We start from the raw sequence: 20443 nt of genomic DNA, 5'->3' as shown, positions 1-20443 counted from the left end.
CTGTACGGGAACGGGGCCCGGCTCCGGTGGGGGTCCCACCGTTGCCGGGCCCTGAGGTCGGTGACCTGCTGTCCTTACGGAGCGGTCTTGACCGTGATCTTGCCGTCGACGATGTCCTTCTTCGCCTTCGCCACGGCGTCGGTGACCTCGGTCATCTTCTTGTACGCCGGGTTGGAGTCGGCCAGGCCGACGCCGTCCGTGGCGAGGCCGTAGCGGACCTCACCGGTCTGCGGCTTGCCGTCCTTGACCGACTTGATCAGGTTGAAGACGGAGTCCGACACGTCCTTGGTGACCGAGGTCAGGATGCGCTCCTTGTAGGAGGCGAGACCCGCCTGGTTGTACTGGTCGGAGTCGACGCCGATGGCCCACTTGCCGGCGGTCGCGGCGGCCTCGATCGAGCCGGAACCGGCCAGACCGGCGGCGGCGTAGATCACGTCGGCGCCCTTGTCGAGCTGGCCCTGCGCGGCGGCCTTGCCGAGGTCGGGCTTCGAGAAGCCGTCGAAGTTCGGCGGCTGGGTCAGGTACTGGACGAGCACCTTCGCCTTGGGGTTGGTGTCCTTGACGCCCTGCGCGAAGCCCGCCTCGAACTTCTTGATCAGCGGCACCTCGACGCCGCCGATGAAGCCGACCGTGCCGGTCTTGGACGCCTTGGCGGCGGCGACGCCGGCCAGGTAGGAGCCCTGCTCCTCGTTGAAGACGAGGTTGGCGATGTTCGGGCCGGTCTTCGACGTGTCGTCGATGAGGCCGAAAGTGGTCTTCGGGTAGGCCTTGGCGACCTTCTCGATCGCCGGCGCGTAGGCGAAGCCGACGCCGATGACCGGGTTGTTGCCGGCGCGGGCGAGCGCGGTGAGGCGCTGCACCTTGTCGGCGTCACCCTCACCCTCCGAGGGCTCGGCCTCGGCGCCCTTGACGCCGAGCTCGTCCTCGGCCTTCTTCAGGCCCGCGTAGGCGGCGTCGTTGAACGACTGGTCGCCGCGGCCGCCGATGTCGTACGCGATGGCGGCCTTGGCCGCCTTCGAGTCCGTCCCGGAACCGGAGTCCGTGGAGGACTTGCCGCACGCGGTGGCGGAGAGGGCGAGCGCCGCGGAGGCGATGCCCACGGTCGTGATCCTGGTGATCCGGCGCAAGAGGAGGGTCCCTTCAAGACTGACCGAAAGCGCCTCTTCCGGCGCTGGTTTCGCGGCGATCGTAACGCGCGTAGATGTCAGTTAAAGACCCGTTCATGAGTCGTTATCGGATCGTCGCGAACCGGCCAGTCGAGGCGACCGGGGGCGTTCGGCCCGGTACGGCCGGTTATACCGCCGGGAACGGGCGGCGGGAGGGGCGCGGGGGCGCGCCACGCCGGGCGCTGGGCCGATGGGAGGACGGCGGTCGGCCGGACGGATGAGGGGGCCGTCCGGCCGGGGTCAGGGGGTCGGCGGGTTCGGGCGCGGGGCCCCGGCCGGGGGTCAGGGGGTCGGCGTGGGGCCCCGGGTGGGGAGGGGTGTCAGCTGTTCGGCGTGGCGTCGAGGAGGGCCGCGGCCGTGAAGAGTTCCACCCCGGCCTCGATGCAGTGCTCGTCCACGTCGAAGTCGCCTGCGTGCAGGTCGCGGACGCGGGTGTCGCCGGGGGTGCGGACGCCGAGGCGGGCCATGGCGCCGGGGACGTGCTCCAAGTACCAGGAGAAGTCCTCGCCGCCGAGGCTCTGCTCGGTGTCCTCGATCGCATACGTTCCGCGGCGCGCGGCCATGGCGTCGTGGAGCAGTTCGGTGACGCCCGGGTCGTTCACGACCGGGGGGACGCCCCGGACGTAGTTCACGGTCGACTTGGCGCGGTGCAGGGTCGCGATCTCGTCGATCGCCGCGTGGACCAGGTCGGGTGCTTCGCGCCACGTCGGCAGGTCGAGGCAGCGGACGGTGCCGGAGAGCTCCGCGTGCTGGGGGATGACGTTGGGCGCGTGGCCGGATTCGATACGGCCCCAGGTGACCGAGAGGCCCGAGCGGGCGTCGACACGGCGGGCCAGGACGGCGGGGACGTCGGTGGCGACCCGGGCGGCGGCGGTGACGAGGTCGGTGGTGAGGTGGGGGCGCGCGGTGTGGCCGCCGGGGCCGTCGAGGGTGACTTCGAGGCGGTCGCAGGCGGAGGTGATGGGGCCGGCGCGGAGCCCGATCTTCCCGGCGTCCACCCGGGGGTCGCAGTGGACGGCGATGATCCGGCCGACCCCGTCCAGGACGCCGGCCGCGACGGCGTCGGCGGCGCCGCCGGGGAGGACCTCCTCGGCGGGCTGGAAGATCAGCCGCACGGCGTTGGGCAGCAGGCCCCGGCGGTCGAGTCCGGCGAGGACGAGTCCGGCGCCCAGGACGGTGGTGGTGTGGACGTCGTGTCCGCAGGCGTGGGCGCGGTTGGCCACCGTGGAGCGGTAGGCGACGGTCTTCACGTCGGGGATGGGCAGCGCGTCGAGGTCGGCGCGGATCGCCAACATGGGGCGGCGGTGGTCCGGGGTGCCGATGTCGCAGATGAGTCCGGTGCCGGCCGGCAGGACCTTCGGCGCGAGGCCGGCCGCCTCCAGGCGGGCCTTCAGCGCGGCGGTCGTACGGAACTCCTGGTTCCCGAGCTCCGGGTGCATGTGCACGTCCCTGCGGAAGGCGATCAGCTCGACGCGCAGGGGGTCGGACAGCTTTCCGGGCAGGGTGGCGGAGTCTGGCTCACGGGACTTCAACTGGTTCACCTTTTGAAGGGTAGGCCTTCAGACAGGTCAACTGCCCGTTGATCACGAAAAGTTCAACCCGTTAGGGGAAAGAAACTCCGTTCACCAGGCATGAAGGCTCTTCCATGTGGGTAGGGTCACCCGAATCCGAGCCGGTCGGTGGGGGTCGACACGCGGGTGGTGAGCCGGTCGACCTCGTGGGCCGCGGTGCCCGCCACCCCGGACAGGAAGCCCTGCGCGCGCGGGGAGGCGCTTTCCCGCAGCCACTCCGGGGCGATCTCGCAGACCGCGACCTTCACCCCGGTCCCGGCGAGGGCGAGCGGCAGGGTGTGCACGACCGTGGACGGGAAGCTGACGATCGTACGGCCGACGGGGCCGCGCCGGGCGATCAGCTCGAGCGGCAGTTCGGGCCGGACCACCTGGAGACCCGTCTCGACCGCGATGCGGTGCAGCTTCTCGGCGCTCTCCCTGCGGTGCGCGAAGTAGCGGGTGGCGCCGTGGGCGCGGGCGAGTTCCGCCACCACCCGGTCGTAGTGGCCGGCGTCGACCACCCCCGTCTCCACCAGCGAGGTGCCCACCAGGTCCGCGCCGCCGGTGAGCCGGGGCGGGCCGAACCGGGTGCGGGTCCAGGCGAAGGAGTTCTCGGTCACCTCGATGCCCTCGGGGGCCTCGACGGGCAGCGAGGTGAAGATCTCGACCGTACGGCCCCGGGCCGGGGCGAGGCGCCGCCGGGCGAGGGAGGTCACCGGGGCGAGGACCAGCTCGCGCGGGCCCAGGTTCCCCTTGCGGTGCCAGCGCACCAGGCGCTCGCCCCGGCCGATCTGGTCGGCGAACTCCATGGTCGCCGTGCCGTCGTCGACCACCGTCAGGTGCCGGGGGCCGAACAGGGTCAGGAGCAGCTGGACGTACCGCGAGAACGGGTCCCCGATGATCACCCGCTCCGCCGAGCGCAGCGGCCGGGCGAGCTCCCGCAGGGTGCGGACGAGCGCGCCCCGGCCGCCGCGGGCCTCCTGCCAGTGGACGGTGACGCCCTCGTCGCGGGCCAGCTGGGCCATCCGGCGCAGCTGGCCGCGCGACATGGGGTCGGTCGGCGAGAGGACGACGACCGTGAGGGGCGGGGTGGCGTCCGCCGGACCGGGCGCGCCGGTCGGCGGGGTGGCGTCCGCCGAGCCGGGCGCGCCGGTGGGCGGGGTGGCGTCCGCCGGACCGGGCGCACCGGGCGGCGGGGTGGCGTCCGCCGAGCCGGGCGCGCCCGTGGGCGCGGTGCGGGGTGCGCCCTGGGAGGGCGCCTGCGTGTGCGCCCATTCCAGGACGTTCAGGAGCTGGACCGGGCTCTCGACGAACGCCAGCTGCCCGGTCATGCGGTGACGAGGCCCTGGACCCGGCGGAGCTTCTTCATCGGGCCGAGCTCCGACTCGTAGACCTTCTTGACGCCGTCACCGAGGGCGGCCTCGATGGCGCGGATGTCGCGGACCAGGCGCTGGAGGCCCTGCGGCTCGACGGAGGCGGCCTGGTCGGAGCCCCACATGGCGCGGTCGAGGGTGATGTGGCGCTCGACGAAGGTGGCGCCGAGGGCGACGGCCGCGAGGGTGGTCTGGAGGCCGGTCTCGTGGCCGGAGTAGCCGATCGGGACGTTCGGGTACTCGTCCTGGAGCGTCTGGATGACGCGGAGGTTCAGCTCCTCGGCCTTGGCCGGGTAGGTCGAGGTGGCGTGGCAGAGCAGGATGTTCGCGCTGCCGAGGACCTCGACGGCGTGGCGGATCTGCTCCGGGGTGGACATGCCGGTGGAGAGGATGACCGTACGGCCGGTGGCACGCAGCGCGCGCAGCAGCTCGTCGTCGGTGAGGGAGGCGGAGGCGACCTTGTGGGCCGGGACGTCGAACTTCTCCAGGAAGGCGACGGCCTCGGTGTCCCACGGGGAGGCGAACCAGTCGATGCCGCGCTTCTTGCAGTGCTCGTCGATGGCGCGGTACTGGGTCTCGTCGAACTCGACGCGGTGGCGGTAGTCGATGTACGTCATCCGGCCCCAGGGGGTGTCCCGCTCGATGTCCCACTGGTCGCGCGGGGTGCAGATCTCGGGGGTGCGCTTCTGGAACTTCACGGCGTCGCAGCCGGCCTCGGCGGCGATGTCGATGAGGGCGAAGGCGTTGTCGAGGTCACCGTTGTGGTTGATGCCGATCTCGCCCGTGATGTAGACGGAGTGGCCGGGGCCGGCGGTCTTGTCGCCGAGGGTGCGGAGGCGGCTGTTCATGGTGCTGTTTCCTTACGCGTTGGGGGTGTTGAGCTCGGGTCCGAGGAGCCAGGCGGCGATCTCGCGGATCGCTCCTGAGCCGCCCGGGGTGACGGTGACCGCGCGGGCCGCGGCCCGTACGGAGTCGTGGGCGCTGCTCACCGCGACGGGCCAGCCGACGAGGTGGAAGCAGGGCAGGTCGTTGACGTCGTTTCCGGCGTAGAGCACGCGCTGCGGGTCGATGCCCTCGGCGTCGCACCACTCCTTGAGCGCCCGGTCCTTGCGGTCGATGCCGTGCAGGACGGGGATCTTGAGCTTGCGGGCGCGGGCGGCGACGACGGCGTTCTGCTCGGTGGAGAGGATGAGGACGGGGAGGCCCGCGCGGCGCAGGGCGGCGATGCCGAGGCCGTCGCCGCGGTGCGCGGAGACGAACTCGCGTCCCTCGGCGTCGAGGTGGACCCGGTCGTCGGTCTGGGTGCCGTCGAAGTCGAGGACCACGGCGTCGATGTCGGCGAAGCCGGGGGTGGCCGGCGTGTCGAGGAGCGGCGCGAGGGCGCGGGCGCGGGCCAGGTCGTGCGGGTCGTCGATCTCCAGGACCCGGGCCGGGTCGGTGACGACGAGCGCGGTACGGCCGAAGAAGCGGTGCCTGTGGGTGCGGAACCCGGCCGCGTCCATGGCGTAGACGGCGCCGGTCTCCAGGTACTCGGGCTCCCGGTCCTGGCGGCGGGGGCGGTGCGCCTTGTCGTGGTTGACGCCGGTGGCGCCGCCCTCGGCGTCGTCCGCGGGCGCGGAGCGCCAGAGGAAGCCGTGGGACGGGGCCGCGGTGAAGGCCGTGTCGGCGGCGCCGGAGGTGATGCGCTCGGCGGTCTCGGCGACCTCGGCGGAGGTGAGGAAGGGGCTCGTGCACTGGACGAGGAGGACCACGTCGGCCGGGCGGCCGTGGGTGGCCTCGAAGGCGTCCATGGCGTGCAGGACGGCCGCCTCGCTGGTGGCGGTGTCGCCCGCGATCTCGGCGGGCCGCCGCACCGCCTCGGCTCCGGCGGTGCGGGCGGCGGCCGCGATGCCGGCGTCGTCGGTGGAGACCACGACGTGGGTGACGGGACGGGCGCCGAGGCAGGCCTGGACGGCACGGGACACCAGGGGGACTCCGGCGACCGGGGCGAGGTTCTTGGCGGGGACGCCCTTGGAGCCGCCCCGGGCGGGGATCACGGCGAGCACGGTGGTCATCAGAGTTCTCCCAGGCGGCGGATGACGGGGGCGACGCGTTGCACGCCGTGGCGGTACGCGCCCCGCGCGGCCTCCCGGACGATCCGGCGCAGGCCGCTCTCGCGGGACTCCGGCGCGGTGACGTCCAGGCGGTGGCGGGCGAGGATCCCGGGCAGGTAGCCGGGGGCCGTCTCCGCGGTGTAGTAGGGGGTGATCGGGGGCAGCGCGGGAAGCGCCAGGAGTGCGGCGACCCGGTCGCGGGCCGCGTCGAAGGCCCCCTCGTACGAGCCGTCGGCTGCCACGCCCTGCCGGGCCAGCCACGTCTCGTCGGGTGTCGGGGCGAGCCCCTTGTCGAGCCGGTCAAAGGAGGCGAGCAGGCCCGAGCCCACGAAGTGGTGGTTGCCGAGCGCCTCGCGGACCCCGAGGTCGGTGAGGATCGCGGTGGGGATCCGGCGGTGCAGGGCTTCCAGGGCGGCCGTGGACGAGACGGTGACCAGGAGGTCCGTACGGTCGAGGACCTCGCCCATGTGTCCGTACACCAGCCGGAAGTTGGCGGGCGGGTCGAGCTCGCGGACCAGCTTCTGGAACGGGAACTCCTCCAGGTGCGTGGTGTGCTCGCCCGGCTTGGAGCGGAGCTTGAGGAGCACCTCGCGGCCCGGGCGGAGGCGGGCGTGGGCGATCAGCCTGCGCAGCACGTAGGCGCGTTCGGTCCGGGTGGCCGGCACGGACGGCTGGGCGGCGAAGACCAGGGTGTCGCGGCCGGCCTCGGGGGCGTACGGGGCGCCGCCCAGGAAGGGCAGGGCGGCCTCGACGACCGAGTCGGCTCCGGCGCCCACTCCCTCGTACACCGCGCGGAAACGCTCCGCGTCGTGGCGGGAGTTGGCGAGGACGACATCGGCGCCGTGGCGCAACAGCAGTCCGTCGGTGAGCTTCTCGTAGACGACGCCGACGTAGCCGGTGACGATCACCGGGCGCCGGACCAGGTCCAGATCGGCAAGGCCCTGGAGGACGGCCCGGACGGTGCCGCCGACGAGGGCGAGAACGACGAGGTCGTATCCCTCGCCGCGCTCCTCCGCGTCCCGGACGGCGCGCAGGAACTCCGCGCCCGTCACCTCGCGCGGGGTGGTCGTGGACACCCCTGTCTCGGCGAGTTGGCGCGCGGTGGGCGTCGCCCGTCCGCGCAGGACGAAACCGGTGGGTTCGGCGGTCGCCGTGGTGATGCGGCGCGCCGTGAGGGCGCCCCATTTCCACCGGGTGTCGGAGTCGGCGAGTACGGCGACCCGTACCGCTTCTCTGTTACTTCCTTGCACGCCGAGGACGCTAGAAGGGCATTCCGCTTTCCGGCCCAACTGGGCCACAACAAACGGTGAACAGAGCCTCTCCTCCTGTTGAAGTGGGTCGGGATCCGGTCGCGAGCAGGCCGGATACGCCCACGGGGAAAGGCGGTTAATCGGCCCGCCGCTTGGTGTTCACCGAATAGCTGCCCACCGGTCGGTGGGAATGCCGGGGCGGCGCCTAGCGTCGGCCGCGTGGTCAAGCTCTCCGTCGTCGTGCCGTTCTTCAACGTGCAGACATACGCCCCCGATACCCTCACGAGCCTGCGGGCCAACGCCCGCGAGGACTTCGAGTTCCTCCTTGTCGACGACTGCTCGTCGGACGGGACGCCCGAACTCCTCGAACGGGCCGCGCGCGAGATCCCGGGTGCCGTCCTGATCAGGCACGAGCACAACGAGGGCCTCGCCACGGCCCGGAACACCGGCATCGACGCCGCCCGCGGCGAATACCTCACCTTCCTCGACGGGGACGACTGGCTCGCCCCCGGCTACTACTCCCGCCTGGTCGCGGCGGCCGAGGACCTCGGCTGCGACTTCCTGCGCACCGACCACGTCTCCGTCACCGGCAGGAACCGCGGCATCCGCCGCGCGCCGGTCCCCCTGCGCGGTGAGGTGCTGAACCCTCGGGACGCGATCCTGCCGGCCCACCGGACGACCTCGGTCGACTACCCGTACGCCTGGGCGGGGATCTACCACCGGCGGCTCGTCGACCGCGGCCTCCTGCACTTCACGCACGGTCTGCGGACGGCCGAGGACCGGCCGTGGATCTGGCGACTGCACCGCGAGGCGGAATCGTTCGCCGCGATCGGTGAACTCGGTGTCTTCTACCGGCGCGGCGTCGCGACCTCGCTCACCCAGATCGGTGATGTACGGCAATTGGATTTCATCCGCGCTTTCGACCAGGTGATCGAGGAAACGGCGAAGGACGCGGACGCGGATCTTCTTCTTCCGAAAGCCGTCCGTACGTATTGCGCGGTGATCTCCCATCACATCGGTTCGGTCGAACGATTCGAGCCGGAGGTGGCCCGCCAGTTGAAGGCGATGAGCGCGGGTGCGCTGCGGCGGATGCCGCAGGGGGTTCTCGACGAGGCCCTGACGGCCATGGGCGGGGACCGCGCGACGATGCTGCGCAGACTGCGCCGCCGCCGCCCGGCCCCACCGCCGTCCCCGACCCCCGGCCCGGGGACACGTACGGGCTCCGGCGCCGGCTCGGCCTCCGCGGAGGTGGCCGCGTGAGCGCCCGCAGGACCACCCAGATCTTCTGCGCCTCCACCCTCTACGGGGCGGTGACGCTCGCCGCCGCCGTGGACAGCGGCTGCTTCGGCACCGCCGACCGCCGGATCCTCCTCGTCACCAACAACGCGGCCGTCCCTGAGACCACCCCGGCCCTCGACGAGGCCGAGGGCTTCGACCGGCTGCGCGGCCGCTTCGACTCCGTCCTGTCCTGGAACGAGACGATCTCCCCGCTCCACCCGGGCGGCTGGACCCCGCGCGCGAGCGATCTGCCGCTCCTCCAGCGGCATCTGCGCAAGCTCTGGAACCTCGGTGACGACCGCGTCGAACTCGCCCTGGAATCGCTCCAGGTGACGCCCGCGCTCGCCATCGCCCAGCTGCTGCCCGAGGCGCCGATCACCGTGTACGCGGACGGTCTGATGAGCTACGGGCCGACCCGTAACAAGATCGACCCGATGATCGGCGGTCGCGTCGGCCGGCTGCTCCACCTGGACCTCGTCCCCGGGCTCGCGCCGCTGCTGCTCGCCGAGTTCGGCGCGGTGCCGGAGGCCGTACCGACGGAGGCGTTCACCAAGGTCGTCGAGGAGCTGGCCGGTGGCCCCGCGGCGTCCGAGGACGGGCCCGCGCTGCTCCTCGGCCAGTACCTGGCGGCGCTCAAGCTGCTGACCGCCGCGGAGGAGGAGGAGCTGCACCTGCGGATGGTCCGGGGCGCGATCGCCCGGGGCCACCGGCGGCTCGTCTTCAAGCCGCATCCGACGGCCCCCGACGCCTGGTCGCGGACGCTGGTGCGGGCGGCGGAGGAGCTCGGCGCCGAACTGACCGTCGAGGACCGGCCGGTGCTGGCCGAGGTCCTCTACGGCGAGCTGCGGCCCGCGCTCGTCGTCGGCTGCTTCTCCACGGCGCTGCTGACCGCGGGGACGTTCTACGGGCTGCCCGTCGCCCGGGTCGGCACGGGCGCCCTCCTGGAACGGCTCACCCCGTTCCAGAACAGCAACCGCATCCCGCTCACGGTCGTGGACGCCGTCGTGCCGCCCCTGGAGGACGGCACGGAGGACGGCGGCGCGGTGGTCGGCGACGCGGCCGGTACGGAGCTGCTCAACGACCTGGTCGCGGCGGTCGGCTTCGCGATGCAGCCGAAGATACGGCCGGAGCTGCGGGAGCCCGCGGTACGCCACCTGTCGGGCCCGCTCGCCGAGCGCACCCGGCACCACTTCACCCGCCGCCGCCTCACCGTCCTGAACCTGCCCGGGGGCCTGCCGATCCCCCGCCACCCGAAGGTCCGCCGGCTCGCGCGGCGCGCGCTGCGGCTGCGGAAGGCGCTGAAGAAGAGGTAGCCCCGGGGTACGGCCAGCGGGCCCGGGCCCCGTGCGGGGGACCCGGGCCCGCTGGCGCGTCCGGGCTCAGGCGCGGACCACGGGCTCCTGGATCTCGGTGACCCAGCCGGCCGGGTCCTCCGGGCACTCCAGGTACAGCTCACGGGCGTGGCCGGCGGACCGGTAGTCGTTGGTGTCGATCCAGGCGGCCAGGGTCTGGGCGGTCGGCAGGATCTCGTCCATCGACCCCCGGTGGACGATGGTGGCCGCCTCCTCGATGCCGGGCAGCACCCGCACCTGGACGCCCTCCGCGGCCGTGCCCTCGGGGACGGTCATGGCGGCGTGCACGACGACCGAGCCGTCGCCCTTGCCCGCGTCCTCGTAGTACGCGATCCCCGGGCCGAACCCGGTGACCCCCGCAGCCTCCAGCCGGCCGCACAGCTCGTCGTACATCGGGCCGATGACCGGGCCGATGTCCTGCGGGCCGAAGCTCGCGGCGACGCCGCTCAGCTCGGCGACGCGCACGGCGGGGATCTTCTTCACGACGACGTCCTGGGTGGACATGCGTCCCTCGCTCTCGATGGCTCGGAGCCGCGCGCCGACCTGGGCGAGCCGGGCCCGCGCCTCCGCCAGGGCCGTTTCGAGCTCGGCCCGGCGCAGACGCAGCATGCCCCGCAGCTCGTCCGCGTCGAGCCGCTCGTCGAGGATCGCCCCCACCTGTTCGAGGGTGAAGCCGAGGTCCTTGAGCGCGATGACACGGTTGAGCCGGGCGAGCTGGTCCGCCGTGTAGAAGCGGTAGCCGCTGTGCGGGTCGACCCGGGCCGGGCGCAGCAGCCCGATGGCGTCGTAGTGACGCAGCATCCGGACCGACACCCGCCCGTGCCGGGCGAAGTCTCCGATGGTGAACATGACGCCCCCTACAGAACGACCTCACACGGTGTGAGGGTCAAGCGGCGCTACTGAGGGAGAGCTTCGCGGCGAAGCCGAGGAAGAGGGCGCCCGCGGCGGAGGTCGCGCCCGCCGAGAGGCGTCGGCGGCGGCGGAACGTCGCGGCGAGCCGGGTGCCGCCGAATATCAGCATCGTGAGGTAGAGGAAGCTGCCGATCTCCAGGAGGGTGCCGAGGACCAGGAAGGAGAGCGCCGGGTAGGCGTAGCCGGGGTCGACGAACTGCACGAAGAAGGAGATGAGGAAGAGGATCGCCTTCGGGTTGAAGAGGCTGATGATCAGCGCGCGCCGGTACGGGTTCTCCCCCGCGGCCACCGGGGCCTGGGCGTTCTCCTCGTGACGTACCTCGTCCCGCCCGCGCCACATCGACCAGGCCGCCCGCAGCATCCCGTACGCCATCCAGGCCAGGTATCCCGCGCCCGCGTACTTCACGATCATGAAGAGCAGGGGCGTGGTCTGGAGCAGTGAGGCGGCGCCGAGCGCGGCCAGGGTCATCAGGACGGCGTCGCCGGTGAAGACACCGGCGGCGGCCTTGTACCCGGTCCGGGTGCCCTTGCGGGCGGCGACGGACAGCACGTACAGCGAGTTCGGCCCCGGCAGGAGGATGATGAGGACGAGACCCACGAGGTAGGTCGGAAGATCGGTGACACCCAGCATGAGGCGGAGTGTCGCACGTGGGTACGACACTCCGCCCGTCTGTTTCGTATCGCGGAAGATCAGAAGGCGTCGCTCGGGACGTACGTGCCCCAGACCTCCCGCAGCGCGTTGCAGACCTCGCCGACCGTGGCCCGGGCCCTGAGCGCGTCCTTCATCGGGTACAGGACGTTGTCCGTCCCCTCGGCCGCCTTCTTCAGGGCGGCGAGCGCCGCGTCCACGGCCGCCTCGTCGCGCTCGGCGCGCAGCCGCGCGAGGCGCTCGGCCTGCTGGGCCTCGATCGCCGGGTCGACGCGCAGCGGCTCGTAGGGTTCCTCGGTGTCGACCGTGTAGCGGTTGACGCCGACGACGACCCGCTCGCCGCTGTCGGTCTCCTGGGCGATCCGGTACGCGGAGCGCTCGATCTCGCCCTTCTGGAAGCCGCGCTCGATCGCGTCGACCGCGCCGCCCATGTCCTCCACCCTGTCCATCAGGTCCAGGGCCGCGGCCTCGACGTCGTCGGTCATCTTCTCGACGACGTAGCTGCCGGCGAAGGGGTCGACGGTGGCGGTGACGTCCGTCTCGTACGCGAGGACCTGCTGGGTGCGCAGGGCGAGGCGGGCGGACTTGTCCGTCGGCAGGGCGATGGCCTCGTCGAAGGAGTTGGTGTGCAGCGACTGGGTGCCGCCGAGGACGGCCGCGAGGCCCTGGACGGCGACGCGCACCAGGTTGACCTCGGGCTGCTGGGCGGTGAGCTGGACGCCCGCGGTCTGGGTGTGGAAGCGGAGCATCAGCGACTTGGGGTTCGTCGCGCCGAACTCCTCCCGCATGACCCGGGCCCAGATCCGGCGGGCCGCCCGGAACTTCGCGACCTCCTCCAGGATCGTCGTGCGGGCCACGAAGAAGAAGGAGAGCCGGGGCGCGAAGTCGTCCACGTCCATGCCGGCGGCGACGGCGGTCCGTACGTACTCGATGCCGTCGGCGAGGGTGAACGCGATCTCCTGCGCGGGCGAGGCCCCCGCCTCGGCCATGTGGTAGCCGGAGATCGAGATGGTGTTCCACCTGGGGATCTCGGCCCGGCAGTACTGGAAGATGTCCGCGATCAGCCGCAGCGAGGGCTTCGGCGGGAAGATGTACGTGCCGCGGGCGATGTACTCCTTGAGCACGTCGTTCTGGATGGTGCCGGTCAGCCGGTCGGCCGGCACGCCCTGCTCCTCGCCGACGAGCTGGTAGAGGAGGAGAAGGAGGGCGGCGGGGGCGTTGATCGTCATCGACGTGGAGACCTGGTCGAGCGGGATCCCGTCGAACAGGATCCGCATGTCGTCGATCGAGTCGATCGCGACGCCGACCTTGCCGACCTCGCCCGAGGCGATCGGGGCGTCCGAGTCGTGGCCCATCTGCGTCGGTAGGTCGAAGGCGACGGAGAGGCCGGTCGTGCCGTTGGCGATGAGCTGCTTGTAGCGGGCGTTGGACTCGACGGCGGTGCCGAAGCCCGCGTACTGGCGCATGGTCCAGGGCCGGCCGGTGTACATCGACGGGTACACCCCGCGGGTGAAGGGGTACGCGCCGGGCTCGCCCAGCTTCTCGGCGGGGTCCCACCCGTCCAGGGCGTCCGGTCCGTAGACCGGTTCGATGGGCAGCCCCGACTCCGTCTCGCGCGCCATGCGTGGTGCCTCCCGGTAGATGTGCTCGGACCTTCCTCACAGGATGCGCGGTCCATGGTCCACACGCGCAACCACACGCGCGCGTGGAGCATCCCTACGTACACAGACTCGTCCCGGGGGGCAACGATGAAGCGGTCTTCTTCCGTCATACGCAGAGCGGTACTGGCAGCGGCCTCGGTGGCCCTCGCCACCGGTTGTACGGCCCAGGCGGCCGACACCGGGGGTGGCTCCGGATCCGGCCCCGGGACCGTGTCCGCGAGTCCGTCGAAGGCGCCGACGACCGCCGCCCCCGCGCCGACCACGACGGCCCCGTCCGCCGCGCCGACCACCGCGGAGCCCGGACCCGGGTCCACGGCCCTGATGGGCGACGGGGACGAGAGCGAGCAGGTCCGTGAGCTCCAGGCGCGGCTGCGGCAGCTCGGTCACTTCGACCGGGCCCCCACGGGGTTCTACGGGACGATGACGGCCGCTTCGGTCAAGGCCTTCCAGAAGAAGCAGGGTCTGCCGCGGACGGGGTCGGTCGACGGGGCGACCTGGGAGGAGCTGCTCGGGGCGAGCCGGAAGCCGACCGCCGACGAGCTGAAGCCGGCGACCACCAACCAGCTGGACGCCCCCGACGCGCGGTGCATGACGGGCCGGGTGCTGTGCATCAGCAAGGAGAGCCGGACCCTCGCCTGGATGATCGACGGCAAGGTCGTCTCGGCGATGGACGTCCGGTTCGGCTCGGAGAACACCCCGACCCGGGAGGGCACGTTCACCGTGGAGCGGAAGGTCCGCGAGGACTGGTCCAGGCTGTACCACACGCCGATGCCGCTCTCGATGTACTTCAGCCGCGGCCAGGCCGTGCACTACTCGTCGGACTTCGCGGCCCGCGGCTACGACGGGGGCTCGCACGGCTGCGTCAACGTCCGGGACCGGGCGAAGCTGACGACCCTCTTCGACCAGGTGAAGGTCGGCGACAAGGTCGTCGTCCACTGGTGACCCGGGAGGGGAGAAGAGAGGGCGCGGGTGGGACCGGGGGAACGTGCCCCACCCGCGCCGGGTGCGCGGAGCCGTAGGTACGGGGGGAACCCCGGCTCTCTGCGCGGCCGATGACCAGTCGGCACATTCCATACTGCGCCGTCGCGGCGAGAAGTGTTACACCGCGAGCGCGACGCGTGCGGTGACGGCGATTCCGAGGGGTGCCGACACGGACGAGCGGACGGTGTCGCGAGGGGCTTCGGCGGCGTCCCCGGTACGGCTGTTCCCCGAGCCGCCGCGGTCGTCGCCGCGCGGGTCCCCGGCTTTGCCGTCCTTGGAGCCGTCGTCGGCCTTGTCGTCGGCCTTGTCGTCCTTGGCGTCGCCGGAGGAGTCCTTGGTGTCGTCCTTGGCCTCGCCGCCGGGCGCGGCCGTGCCGCCGCCGAGGATGCGGTCGCAGTAGCGGCGCAGGGTCTCGCCGCCGCGCAGGCTGTTCGTGAGCTGTGTCCGGCCGGTGGCGTCGAGCCTCCCCGACCGGTAGTCCCGGCAGGCCTTGACGGCTTTCGCCAGGGAGGTCGTACCGCCCGGGGCCGCGCTCGTGCCGCCGGGGTCCGTTCCCGTGCCGCCGGAGTCGCCGCCCGTGCCCGCCGTGCTCCTGCCCGGTTCCGGGGAGCCGGGGCCCGGGGCGGTGGTGCCGTGTCCGTCCGGGCTTCCGGTCGGCGGTGCGGTGGTGGTGCCGGCGGAGGGGGACACGCCGGGGGTGGGTTCGCCGTCGGTGCCCGGCCGCGTCGGGGGTGCCTCCGGGTCCTGGCGTATGCCGGGCTCCTTCGACACGAGCGTGTCGGCGGTCTCCCCCGCCGTGACGGAGCTGGCGGGCGCCGGACCCACCAGGGGCAGCACACCTGTTCCAGCGGCGACGGCGACCCCTCCGACGGTGACGGCGGCGACCGCGGCGGCGAATCCGTACCGTACGGACCGTCCCCAGCGGCGCGCCGGCGCGGCGACCGGCGCGAGCCGGACCCGGCCGAGGTCGGCGTGGAGGGTGCGGCCGTGGGCGGCTCCGGCGGTCACGGAGGCGCGGCCGGAGGCACGCTCGGCGGTGGCCTGCCGGAAGGCGGCGAGCGCGGCGGCCTCGCCCGGGAGTTCGCCGCTCCCCGCCGCGGGGAGGGCGTGGACACGGGTCGCGTCGAGGGCGCCGGCGAGACGCTCGGCCCCCGCGCGCGCGTGGTCGCCGACGGCGTCGACCGGCTCGCCGCGGAGCAGCCGCTCGGCGGCCTCCTGGTCGAGCCACTGGTACCGCTCGTCGGCCATCACATGTCCTTCTGCGTACGGGGACGTGATTGCGTCACACCGCGGGGCGGCACGGACCCCGGGAGGCGCCCGCGTTGCGGAGGCACACCGTCCAGCGCGGCGACGGATTCGGCGGTGCCGTCCGCCCCGTCCGTCTCGCCGTCGACGCCGAGGAGTTCGGCGAGCTTCTTCAGGCCGCGGTGGGCGGCGGTGCGTACGGCGCCGGGGCGTTTGCCCAGCGTGTCGGCGGCGCTCTTGGCATCGAGGCCGACGACGACGCGCAGGACGACGGCCTCGGCCTGGTCCTGCGGGAGCTGGGCGATCAGCCGCATGGTGTGTCCGGTGGCGAGGGCCTCCAGGGCTTCGCCCGCGGTGTCGGAGGCGGCGGGCTTGTCGGTGAGTTCGGCCTCGTCGGCGCCGGCCGCGGGCCGCCTGCCGCGCATCCGTATGTGGTCGAGGGCGCGGTTGCGGGCGATCCTGGCGGCCCAGCCGCGGAAGCGGTCCGCGTCGCCGTCGAAACGGTCGAGGTCGCGGGCTATCTGGAGCCAGGACTCCGAGGCGACGTCCTCGGCGTCGGCGTCGCCGACCAGTGTCCGTATGTAGCCGAGCAGCCGTGGATGCACGGCGCGATACACAGTACGGAAGGCGTTCTCGTCCCCGTCCTGTGCAGCGAGCACCGCGGCCGTCAGCTCCGCGTCGTCCCCCAGCACTCCCCAAACCCTGTTCGTCGGTCGCGTCGTCGCGTCGTCGCTCCATCGCGGCCGGTCACCACCGCCACGCCGCCTCGCGCATCTGCACGCTACGTCGTGGCGCGGCATCACGTCCACGCGATCCGGGGTCTTTGTGCAACTTGCAACCTTCGAGCGAGGGCGCCCGGGGAGCGCTCGGGTGGCGCCCGGACGCGGTGCGCGGGCGGTGTGACAGAAAACGCACCTCTGGCGCTGAATGGAGTACGGAGCCGTGCTGCGGCTCCGTGGACGACGACCGGGGCCTCTCCTGTGGGGGGTGGCGGCCTCGGTCGTCTCCCATTTCCGGCCCTCTGGCCTCCCCTTTTCCGCTCTTCTCACCCGCCCGGGGCGCAGTGCGCCCCTCCACTGTCAACTGATGGTTGACAGTGGAGGGGTGTCAACCTAGGGTTGCACTCATGACGAATCCAGTCGGCCCGAAAGTCCCCGTCCGTCTCGACGAGCTCATCGACGCGATCAAGAAGGTCCACCCCGACGCCCTGGAGCAGCTCTCCGGCGCGGTCATCGCGGCGGACCACCTCGGCGACGTCGCCGACCACCTCATCGGCCACTTCGTGGACCAGGCCCGCCGCTCCGGCGCCTCCTGGACCGACATCGGCCGCAGCATGGGCGTGACCCGCCAGGCGGCCCAGAAGCGGTTCGTACCCAAGGAGCCGGACGCGGAGAAGATGGACCCGAACGCCGGGTTCAACCGCTTCACCCCCCGGGCCAGGAACGTGGTCATGGCCTCGCAGAACGAGGCCACGGCCGTCGGCAACGCCGAGATCACCCCCGCCCACCTGGCACTCGGCCTGCTCGCCGAGCCGGAGGGGATCGCCGCGTACTGGATCACCTCCCAGGGCGTGACCCTCGACCAGGTCCGAGAGGCCGCCGCCGCGACCCTGCCGCCGGGCGTAGAGGAGCCGCCCGCCCTCGTCCCGTACGACGCGGCGGCGAAGAAGGTCCTGGAGCTGACGTTCCGCGAGGCCCTGCGCCTCGGCCACAACTACGTCGGCACCGAGCACATCCTGCTCGCCCTCCTGGAGCACGAGGACGGTACGGGCGTGCTCACCGGGCTCGGACTCGACAAGGCCACGGCGGAGCGGCAGATCGCCGAGACCATCGCCTCGGCGATGGTCGAGACGACGGAGACCTGACAGGCCCTAGGTGGTGCGGGCCCGGCGCGAGACGACCGCGCGCAGCACCCGGCCGCCCTCGACGGAGAGTTCACGCGCCCGGCGCAGACCGGTCGGGCCGTGGGCGGCCGATTCGAGGACGGCCTGCTGGCGGCGGAGCTCCCCGGCGAGCAGCGGGCCCGCACCGTCCGCGTCCCCGGCCCGGCAGCGCTCGACGAGGCCGTCGGACACCTCGGCGGCGTCGTAGCGGCCGTGCAGGGCGAGGGCGGCGGCGGAGCAGGCGTGGGCCCAGGCGCGGAGGTCCCCGGCCGCCCAGGCGTCCGGGGCGGCGGCCAGCATCCCGCGTACGGCCCCGGCGCCCTCCGTGCCGTCCGTGCCGTCGGCGTCCAGGTCGACGCGGGCCTTGGCGACGGCCTCGCCCCAGGCGTTCCCCTCGCCGCGCGCGACGGCCGCCCACACGGGGCGCAGGGCGTCACCGCGGTCGCCGGCGAGCAGCGGGAGGCAGCGGTCGAGGCAGGCGAGGCCGGCCGCGGCCAGACCTCGTTCGTCGGCCCCGTCGATCAGTTCCAGCAGGCTCCGGCCGTTCCCCGACGTCATGGACGCCTCCTCGCCACCCGATGCGGACGCAGTACTTCCCCTACTGCGCCGAGGGGCGCTTTTTCGTCACTGCGCGGCCGGAATCATGCCAGTGGCCTTGCGGTGCTGCATAGAGGTCAGACGGCGGACGAAGAGGATCGCCAGGACGGCGGCGACGGTGTCGAGGACGGTCCACGCCACGAGCAGTCCGGCGCCGGCCCTGAACTCGTCGGCCCGGTCGGCGTCGTCGTACACCGCGCTCGCGAACGTCCCGAAGAGCACCGAGAAGATCCAGACCGCCCACCACCAGTTGAGCAGCGCGAGCGGCTCCTCCTTGCCGTCGCCGTACGGATCCCGGCGGCTCGCCCGCCATGTGCCGGCCGCCACGCTCCTCGGCCACCAGAACTGGGCGATCGGCACGAACCAGGCGCCGATGGCCCAGCCGGGGCCGCCGCGGTGCAGGTCGGACGCGAAGACCTCGGCGTTCCGGCGGACCCGGAAGAACCAGATGATGAAGACGATCTGGGTCGGCAGGGACAGCAGCGTCTGACCCCAGGTCGTGACGTCGACGCCCAGGTGCGAGAACCCGGCCATGTTTTTTTCCGTGCCGCCGGCCGTCAGGAACCACACGTCGAGCACCGAGAAGAAGAGAAACACGTCCGACAGGATCATCGACGCGAGCAGCGCCACCACGGCGTACGACAGACCAACGGGATTGCGGAGCATGACGGAGCGGACCCCCAAGGAACGGGCGGCGCCCCTCCCCGAGGCGCCCGGGCGACCGGACGGCCGCCGCGCCGGTGAGCGTACTCCCGCCCGCTCACCGCACCCGCGTCGCCAGCGTCCTGAACTGCTCCCAGGTCATGCTCGGCTTCGCCGGGTCCCAGACCTTCTGGGCCAGGGCCGCCAGGGGCATGCGGATGCCGTTCGCCACCTGCGCCTGCGTCTGCGCGCCCGACAGGTCGCACCAGACCGCGAGCCGGCCGCCCAGGATCTGGGGGTCGTACCGCGCCGGCACCGGGGTCGTGCCGCGCAGGACCAGCGGTGTCCACTGTTCGTAGATGCGGCGGCCCGTGGGGTACGTGAACTGGTTCGGCTCGCCGAGGACGTAGTAGAGGTACTCGTCGTTGAGGTTCACGACCTTGCGGCCCTCGGCCAGGTACTCGGCCGGCGGCCTGGCGCCGATCTCCTTGCCGGTCCAGTACTCGACCTCGATGCCCTCGTCGGCCTGGACGACCCCGCCGCGGAAGAAGCCGTCGTTCCAGGCCTTCGCCACCTTGCCCGTGTCGCGGACCACCGCCGCGCGGTCGTTCAGCCAGCCCTCCGCCAGGTCCTGGACGGCCGCCTGGGGCCCGTACCGCTGGCGGGCCGCCGCGGCCAGCTGCGGATAGGAGGCCGCCGGGGAGCGGACGGTCAGGGCCTGGTACTCGTCGGCGCCGACGTGGAACCAGCCGCCGGGGAAGAGCGCGGCGTACTCGCGCAGCAGCTCGTCCACGATCCGCGCGGAGGCGGGCTTGGAGATGTCGATCGCGCCCTGGCGCGGGGTGCCCTGGACATTGCGGAGTTGCAGGTCCGGGTGGGCGCGCAGGACGGCGCCGAGGTGTCCGGGCGAGTCGATCTCGGGCACGACGGTGATGTGCAGGGTCTGCGCGAGCGCGAGGATCCGGCGCACCTCGGCCTTGGTGAGGTGCTGCTCCGAGACGATCTCGGGGTGGGTGTCCGAGGCGATCCGGAAGCCCTGGTCGTCGGAGAAGTGCAGACCGAACTGGTTGAGCTTGAGGTCGGCCATCTCCCGGAGCCTGGCCTCGATCCACTCCGCGGTGAAGAACTTGCGGGCGATGTCGAGGTTGAGTCCGCGCTGGGGCTTCGCGGGGGTGTCGACGACCGTGCCCTCGGGCATCGCGCCCGAGCCCTTCACCGACTGCTTCAGGGTGCGGGTGCCGTAGAAGACGCCCGCCTGGTCGGGGCCGGTGATCCTGACCCGGTCGTCGCGGGTGGTCAGCGTGTACGACTCGGGGGCGCCCTTGCCGCCGAGGGCCAGCTCGACGTCGCCCGCGCGGGCCGCGACGGCGCCGCGGTACGCGATCTTGAGTTCTCCCGCGAGCAGCCGTGCCTCGTCGGCGAGCCCCTCGCTGCCCGCGGCGACGACGATCCCGGCCGTCGGCGTGGGTTTCCAGCCGGGGCCGCGGGCGGCCTCGTGGTCACGGACGGCGGGGACGGTCCGGGGCGCGGTGGAGAGCGGGTAGGTCCGGCTCGGCGTGGGCGTCGGGCTGGGCTGCGCGCTGGTGGGCACGGCGCTCGCGGACGTGCCGCCGGACGACGTCGGGGGCGAGGGGGGCGTGGGGGCTCCGGTGGGAGCACCGTTGGAGCAGGCCGCCACGGTGACCAGTGCCACCGCGGCCGCTAGGAGTCCGGGGCCCTTGTGGGGCCCCCATATGGAGTACCGCATCATTCGGAATCCTCCCGTACGGCGGGCGGTCCGGCCAATCGGGGGAACGGAACCCGATCATCCGT

General features: G+C 72.7%; 18 protein-coding genes. 4 read left to right on the top strand and 14 right to left on the bottom strand.

From position 1 onward, the window contains the following. Nucleotides 1-74 precede the first annotated feature (74 nt). From ABT034_RS11315 to ABT034_RS11290, 6 genes are all read right to left on the bottom strand, one after another. Nucleotides 75-1127, bottom strand: coding sequence for a BMP family lipoprotein (locus ABT034_RS11315; protein WP_351213673.1), 1053 nt, complete (start codon nucleotides 1125-1127; stop codon nucleotides 75-77). 359 nt (nucleotides 1128-1486) lie between these two features. Continuing rightward, nucleotides 1487-2707: an amidohydrolase gene (locus ABT034_RS11310; protein ID WP_351213671.1), complete on the bottom strand. Its 1221-nt coding sequence runs from the start codon at nucleotides 2705-2707 to the stop codon at nucleotides 1487-1489. A 116-nt stretch (nucleotides 2708-2823) separates the two neighbouring features. Continuing rightward, entirely contained in the window at nucleotides 2824-4047 is a 1224-nt protein-coding gene (locus tag ABT034_RS11305) for a hypothetical protein (RefSeq protein ID WP_351213669.1), read from the bottom strand. Next, on the bottom strand, nucleotides 4044-4937 hold the full coding sequence (locus tag ABT034_RS11300) for an N-acetylneuraminate synthase family protein (RefSeq protein WP_351213667.1): 894 nt from the start codon (nucleotides 4935-4937) through the stop codon (nucleotides 4044-4046). The genes ABT034_RS11305 and ABT034_RS11300 overlap by 4 nt, the downstream gene beginning before the upstream one ends. Before the next feature lie 12 nt (nucleotides 4938-4949). Further along, on the bottom strand, nucleotides 4950-6143 hold the full coding sequence (locus ABT034_RS11295) for a cytidylyltransferase domain-containing protein (RefSeq protein WP_351213665.1): 1194 nt from the start codon (nucleotides 6141-6143) through the stop codon (nucleotides 4950-4952). Continuing rightward, nucleotides 6143-7432: a DUF6716 putative glycosyltransferase gene (locus ABT034_RS11290; RefSeq protein WP_351213663.1), complete on the bottom strand. Its 1290-nt coding sequence runs from the start codon at nucleotides 7430-7432 to the stop codon at nucleotides 6143-6145. The genes ABT034_RS11295 and ABT034_RS11290 overlap by 1 nt, the downstream gene beginning before the upstream one ends. Before the next feature lie 219 nt (nucleotides 7433-7651). Between ABT034_RS11290 and ABT034_RS11285 the strand changes: the two genes are divergently transcribed. After that, nucleotides 7652-8692, top strand: coding sequence for a glycosyltransferase family 2 protein (locus tag ABT034_RS11285; protein WP_351213661.1), 1041 nt, complete (start codon nucleotides 7652-7654; stop codon nucleotides 8690-8692). Beyond that, nucleotides 8689-10023, top strand: a complete 1335-nt coding sequence (locus ABT034_RS11280) for a polysialyltransferase family glycosyltransferase (protein ID WP_351213659.1) — start codon at nucleotides 8689-8691, stop codon at nucleotides 10021-10023. The genes ABT034_RS11285 and ABT034_RS11280 overlap by 4 nt, the downstream gene beginning before the upstream one ends. A gap of 66 nt (nucleotides 10024-10089) precedes the next feature. On the opposite strand, the gene ABT034_RS11275 is transcribed toward ABT034_RS11280, so the two are convergent. Genes ABT034_RS11275 through ABT034_RS11265 form a run of 3 tightly spaced genes read right to left on the bottom strand, consistent with a single transcriptional unit; the run spans nucleotide 10090 to nucleotide 13245 of the window. Then, nucleotides 10090-10911 carry a MerR family transcriptional regulator gene (locus ABT034_RS11275; protein WP_351213658.1) on the bottom strand — a complete coding sequence of 274 codons (822 nt, stop codon included), beginning with the start codon at nucleotides 10909-10911 and terminating at the stop codon, nucleotides 10090-10092. 37 nt (nucleotides 10912-10948) lie between these two features. Further along, entirely contained in the window at nucleotides 10949-11605 is a 657-nt protein-coding gene (gene leuE / locus ABT034_RS11270) for a leucine efflux protein LeuE (protein WP_351213656.1), read from the bottom strand. A gap of 59 nt (nucleotides 11606-11664) precedes the next feature. After that, nucleotides 11665-13245, bottom strand: coding sequence for an acyl-CoA mutase large subunit family protein (locus ABT034_RS11265; protein WP_351213654.1), 1581 nt, complete (start codon nucleotides 13243-13245; stop codon nucleotides 11665-11667). A 126-nt stretch (nucleotides 13246-13371) separates the two neighbouring features. On the opposite strand from ABT034_RS11265, the gene ABT034_RS11260 reads away from it, so the two are divergent. Next, on the top strand, nucleotides 13372-14226 hold the full coding sequence (locus tag ABT034_RS11260) for a L,D-transpeptidase family protein (RefSeq protein ID WP_351213653.1): 855 nt from the start codon (nucleotides 13372-13374) through the stop codon (nucleotides 14224-14226). Between the two features lie 156 nt (nucleotides 14227-14382). On the opposite strand, the gene ABT034_RS11255 is transcribed toward ABT034_RS11260, so the two are convergent. Both ABT034_RS11255 and ABT034_RS11250 read right to left on the bottom strand, forming a co-directional pair. Further along, complete coding sequence (locus ABT034_RS11255; RefSeq protein ID WP_351213651.1) at nucleotides 14383-15513, bottom strand: hypothetical protein; 1131 nt, start codon at nucleotides 15511-15513, stop codon at nucleotides 14383-14385. After that, nucleotides 15513-16202: an RNA polymerase sigma factor gene (locus ABT034_RS11250; RefSeq protein ID WP_351213649.1), complete on the bottom strand. Its 690-nt coding sequence runs from the start codon at nucleotides 16200-16202 to the stop codon at nucleotides 15513-15515. The genes ABT034_RS11255 and ABT034_RS11250 overlap by 1 nt, the downstream gene beginning before the upstream one ends. Before the next feature lie 434 nt (nucleotides 16203-16636). Between ABT034_RS11250 and ABT034_RS11245 the strand changes: the two genes are divergently transcribed. Beyond that, a complete protein-coding gene (locus tag ABT034_RS11245) occupies nucleotides 16637-17374 on the top strand; it encodes a Clp protease N-terminal domain-containing protein (protein WP_351213647.1) in 738 nt (245 codons plus the stop codon). 6 nt (nucleotides 17375-17380) lie between these two features. Here the strand turns inward: ABT034_RS11245 and ABT034_RS11240 are convergent, their stop codons facing one another. The 3 genes from ABT034_RS11240 to ABT034_RS11230 all read right to left on the bottom strand — a co-directional run bounded on the left by ABT034_RS11240 (nucleotide 17381) and on the right by ABT034_RS11230 (nucleotide 20381). Further along, complete coding sequence (locus ABT034_RS11240; RefSeq protein ID WP_351213645.1) at nucleotides 17381-17950, bottom strand: hypothetical protein; 570 nt, start codon at nucleotides 17948-17950, stop codon at nucleotides 17381-17383. A gap of 66 nt (nucleotides 17951-18016) precedes the next feature. Further along, nucleotides 18017-18655, bottom strand: coding sequence for a DUF4328 domain-containing protein (locus ABT034_RS11235; protein ID WP_351213643.1), 639 nt, complete (start codon nucleotides 18653-18655; stop codon nucleotides 18017-18019). Nucleotides 18656-18749: 94 nt separating this feature from the next. Beyond that, on the bottom strand, nucleotides 18750-20381 hold the full coding sequence (locus tag ABT034_RS11230) for a beta-N-acetylhexosaminidase (protein ID WP_351213641.1): 1632 nt from the start codon (nucleotides 20379-20381) through the stop codon (nucleotides 18750-18752). Nucleotides 20382-20443 lie beyond the last annotated feature (62 nt).

Origin of the sequence: Streptomyces sp. NPDC002773 (assembly GCF_040295605.1) — a bacterium.
Classification (GTDB): Bacteria; Actinomycetota; Actinomycetes; order Streptomycetales; family Streptomycetaceae; genus Streptomyces.
Note: the sequence above shows the minus strand (reverse complement) of the source record. Positions and strands in the feature narration are given on the sequence as shown.

Bases quoted from the DNA above. Each gene is read 5' to 3' on its own strand.
- ABT034_RS11230 (WP_351213641.1), bottom strand. From the start codon at position 20,381: ATGATGCGGTACTCCATATGGGGGCCCCACAAGGGCCCCGGACTCCTA.
- ABT034_RS11255 (WP_351213651.1), bottom strand. From the start codon at position 15,513: ATGGCCGACGAGCGGTACCAGTGGCTCGACCAGGAGGCCGCCGAGCGG.
- ABT034_RS11245 (WP_351213647.1), top strand. From the start codon at position 16,637: ATGACGAATCCAGTCGGCCCGAAAGTCCCCGTCCGTCTCGACGAGCTC.
- ABT034_RS11275 (WP_351213658.1), bottom strand. From the start codon at position 10,911: ATGTTCACCATCGGAGACTTCGCCCGGCACGGGCGGGTGTCGGTCCGG.
- ABT034_RS11300 (WP_351213667.1), bottom strand. From the start codon at position 4,937: ATGAACAGCCGCCTCCGCACCCTCGGCGACAAGACCGCCGGCCCCGGC.
- ABT034_RS11240 (WP_351213645.1), bottom strand. From the start codon at position 17,950: ATGACGTCGGGGAACGGCCGGAGCCTGCTGGAACTGATCGACGGGGCC.
- ABT034_RS11235 (WP_351213643.1), bottom strand. From the start codon at position 18,655: ATGCTCCGCAATCCCGTTGGTCTGTCGTACGCCGTGGTGGCGCTGCTC.
- ABT034_RS11295 (WP_351213665.1), bottom strand. From the start codon at position 6,143: ATGACCACCGTGCTCGCCGTGATCCCCGCCCGGGGCGGCTCCAAGGGC.
- ABT034_RS11265 (WP_351213654.1), bottom strand. From the start codon at position 13,245: ATGGCGCGCGAGACGGAGTCGGGGCTGCCCATCGAACCGGTCTACGGA.
- ABT034_RS11260 (WP_351213653.1), top strand. From the start codon at position 13,372: ATGAAGCGGTCTTCTTCCGTCATACGCAGAGCGGTACTGGCAGCGGCC.
- ABT034_RS11305 (WP_351213669.1), bottom strand. From the start codon at position 4,047: ATGACCGGGCAGCTGGCGTTCGTCGAGAGCCCGGTCCAGCTCCTGAAC.
- leuE (WP_351213656.1), bottom strand. From the start codon at position 11,605: ATGCTGGGTGTCACCGATCTTCCGACCTACCTCGTGGGTCTCGTCCTC.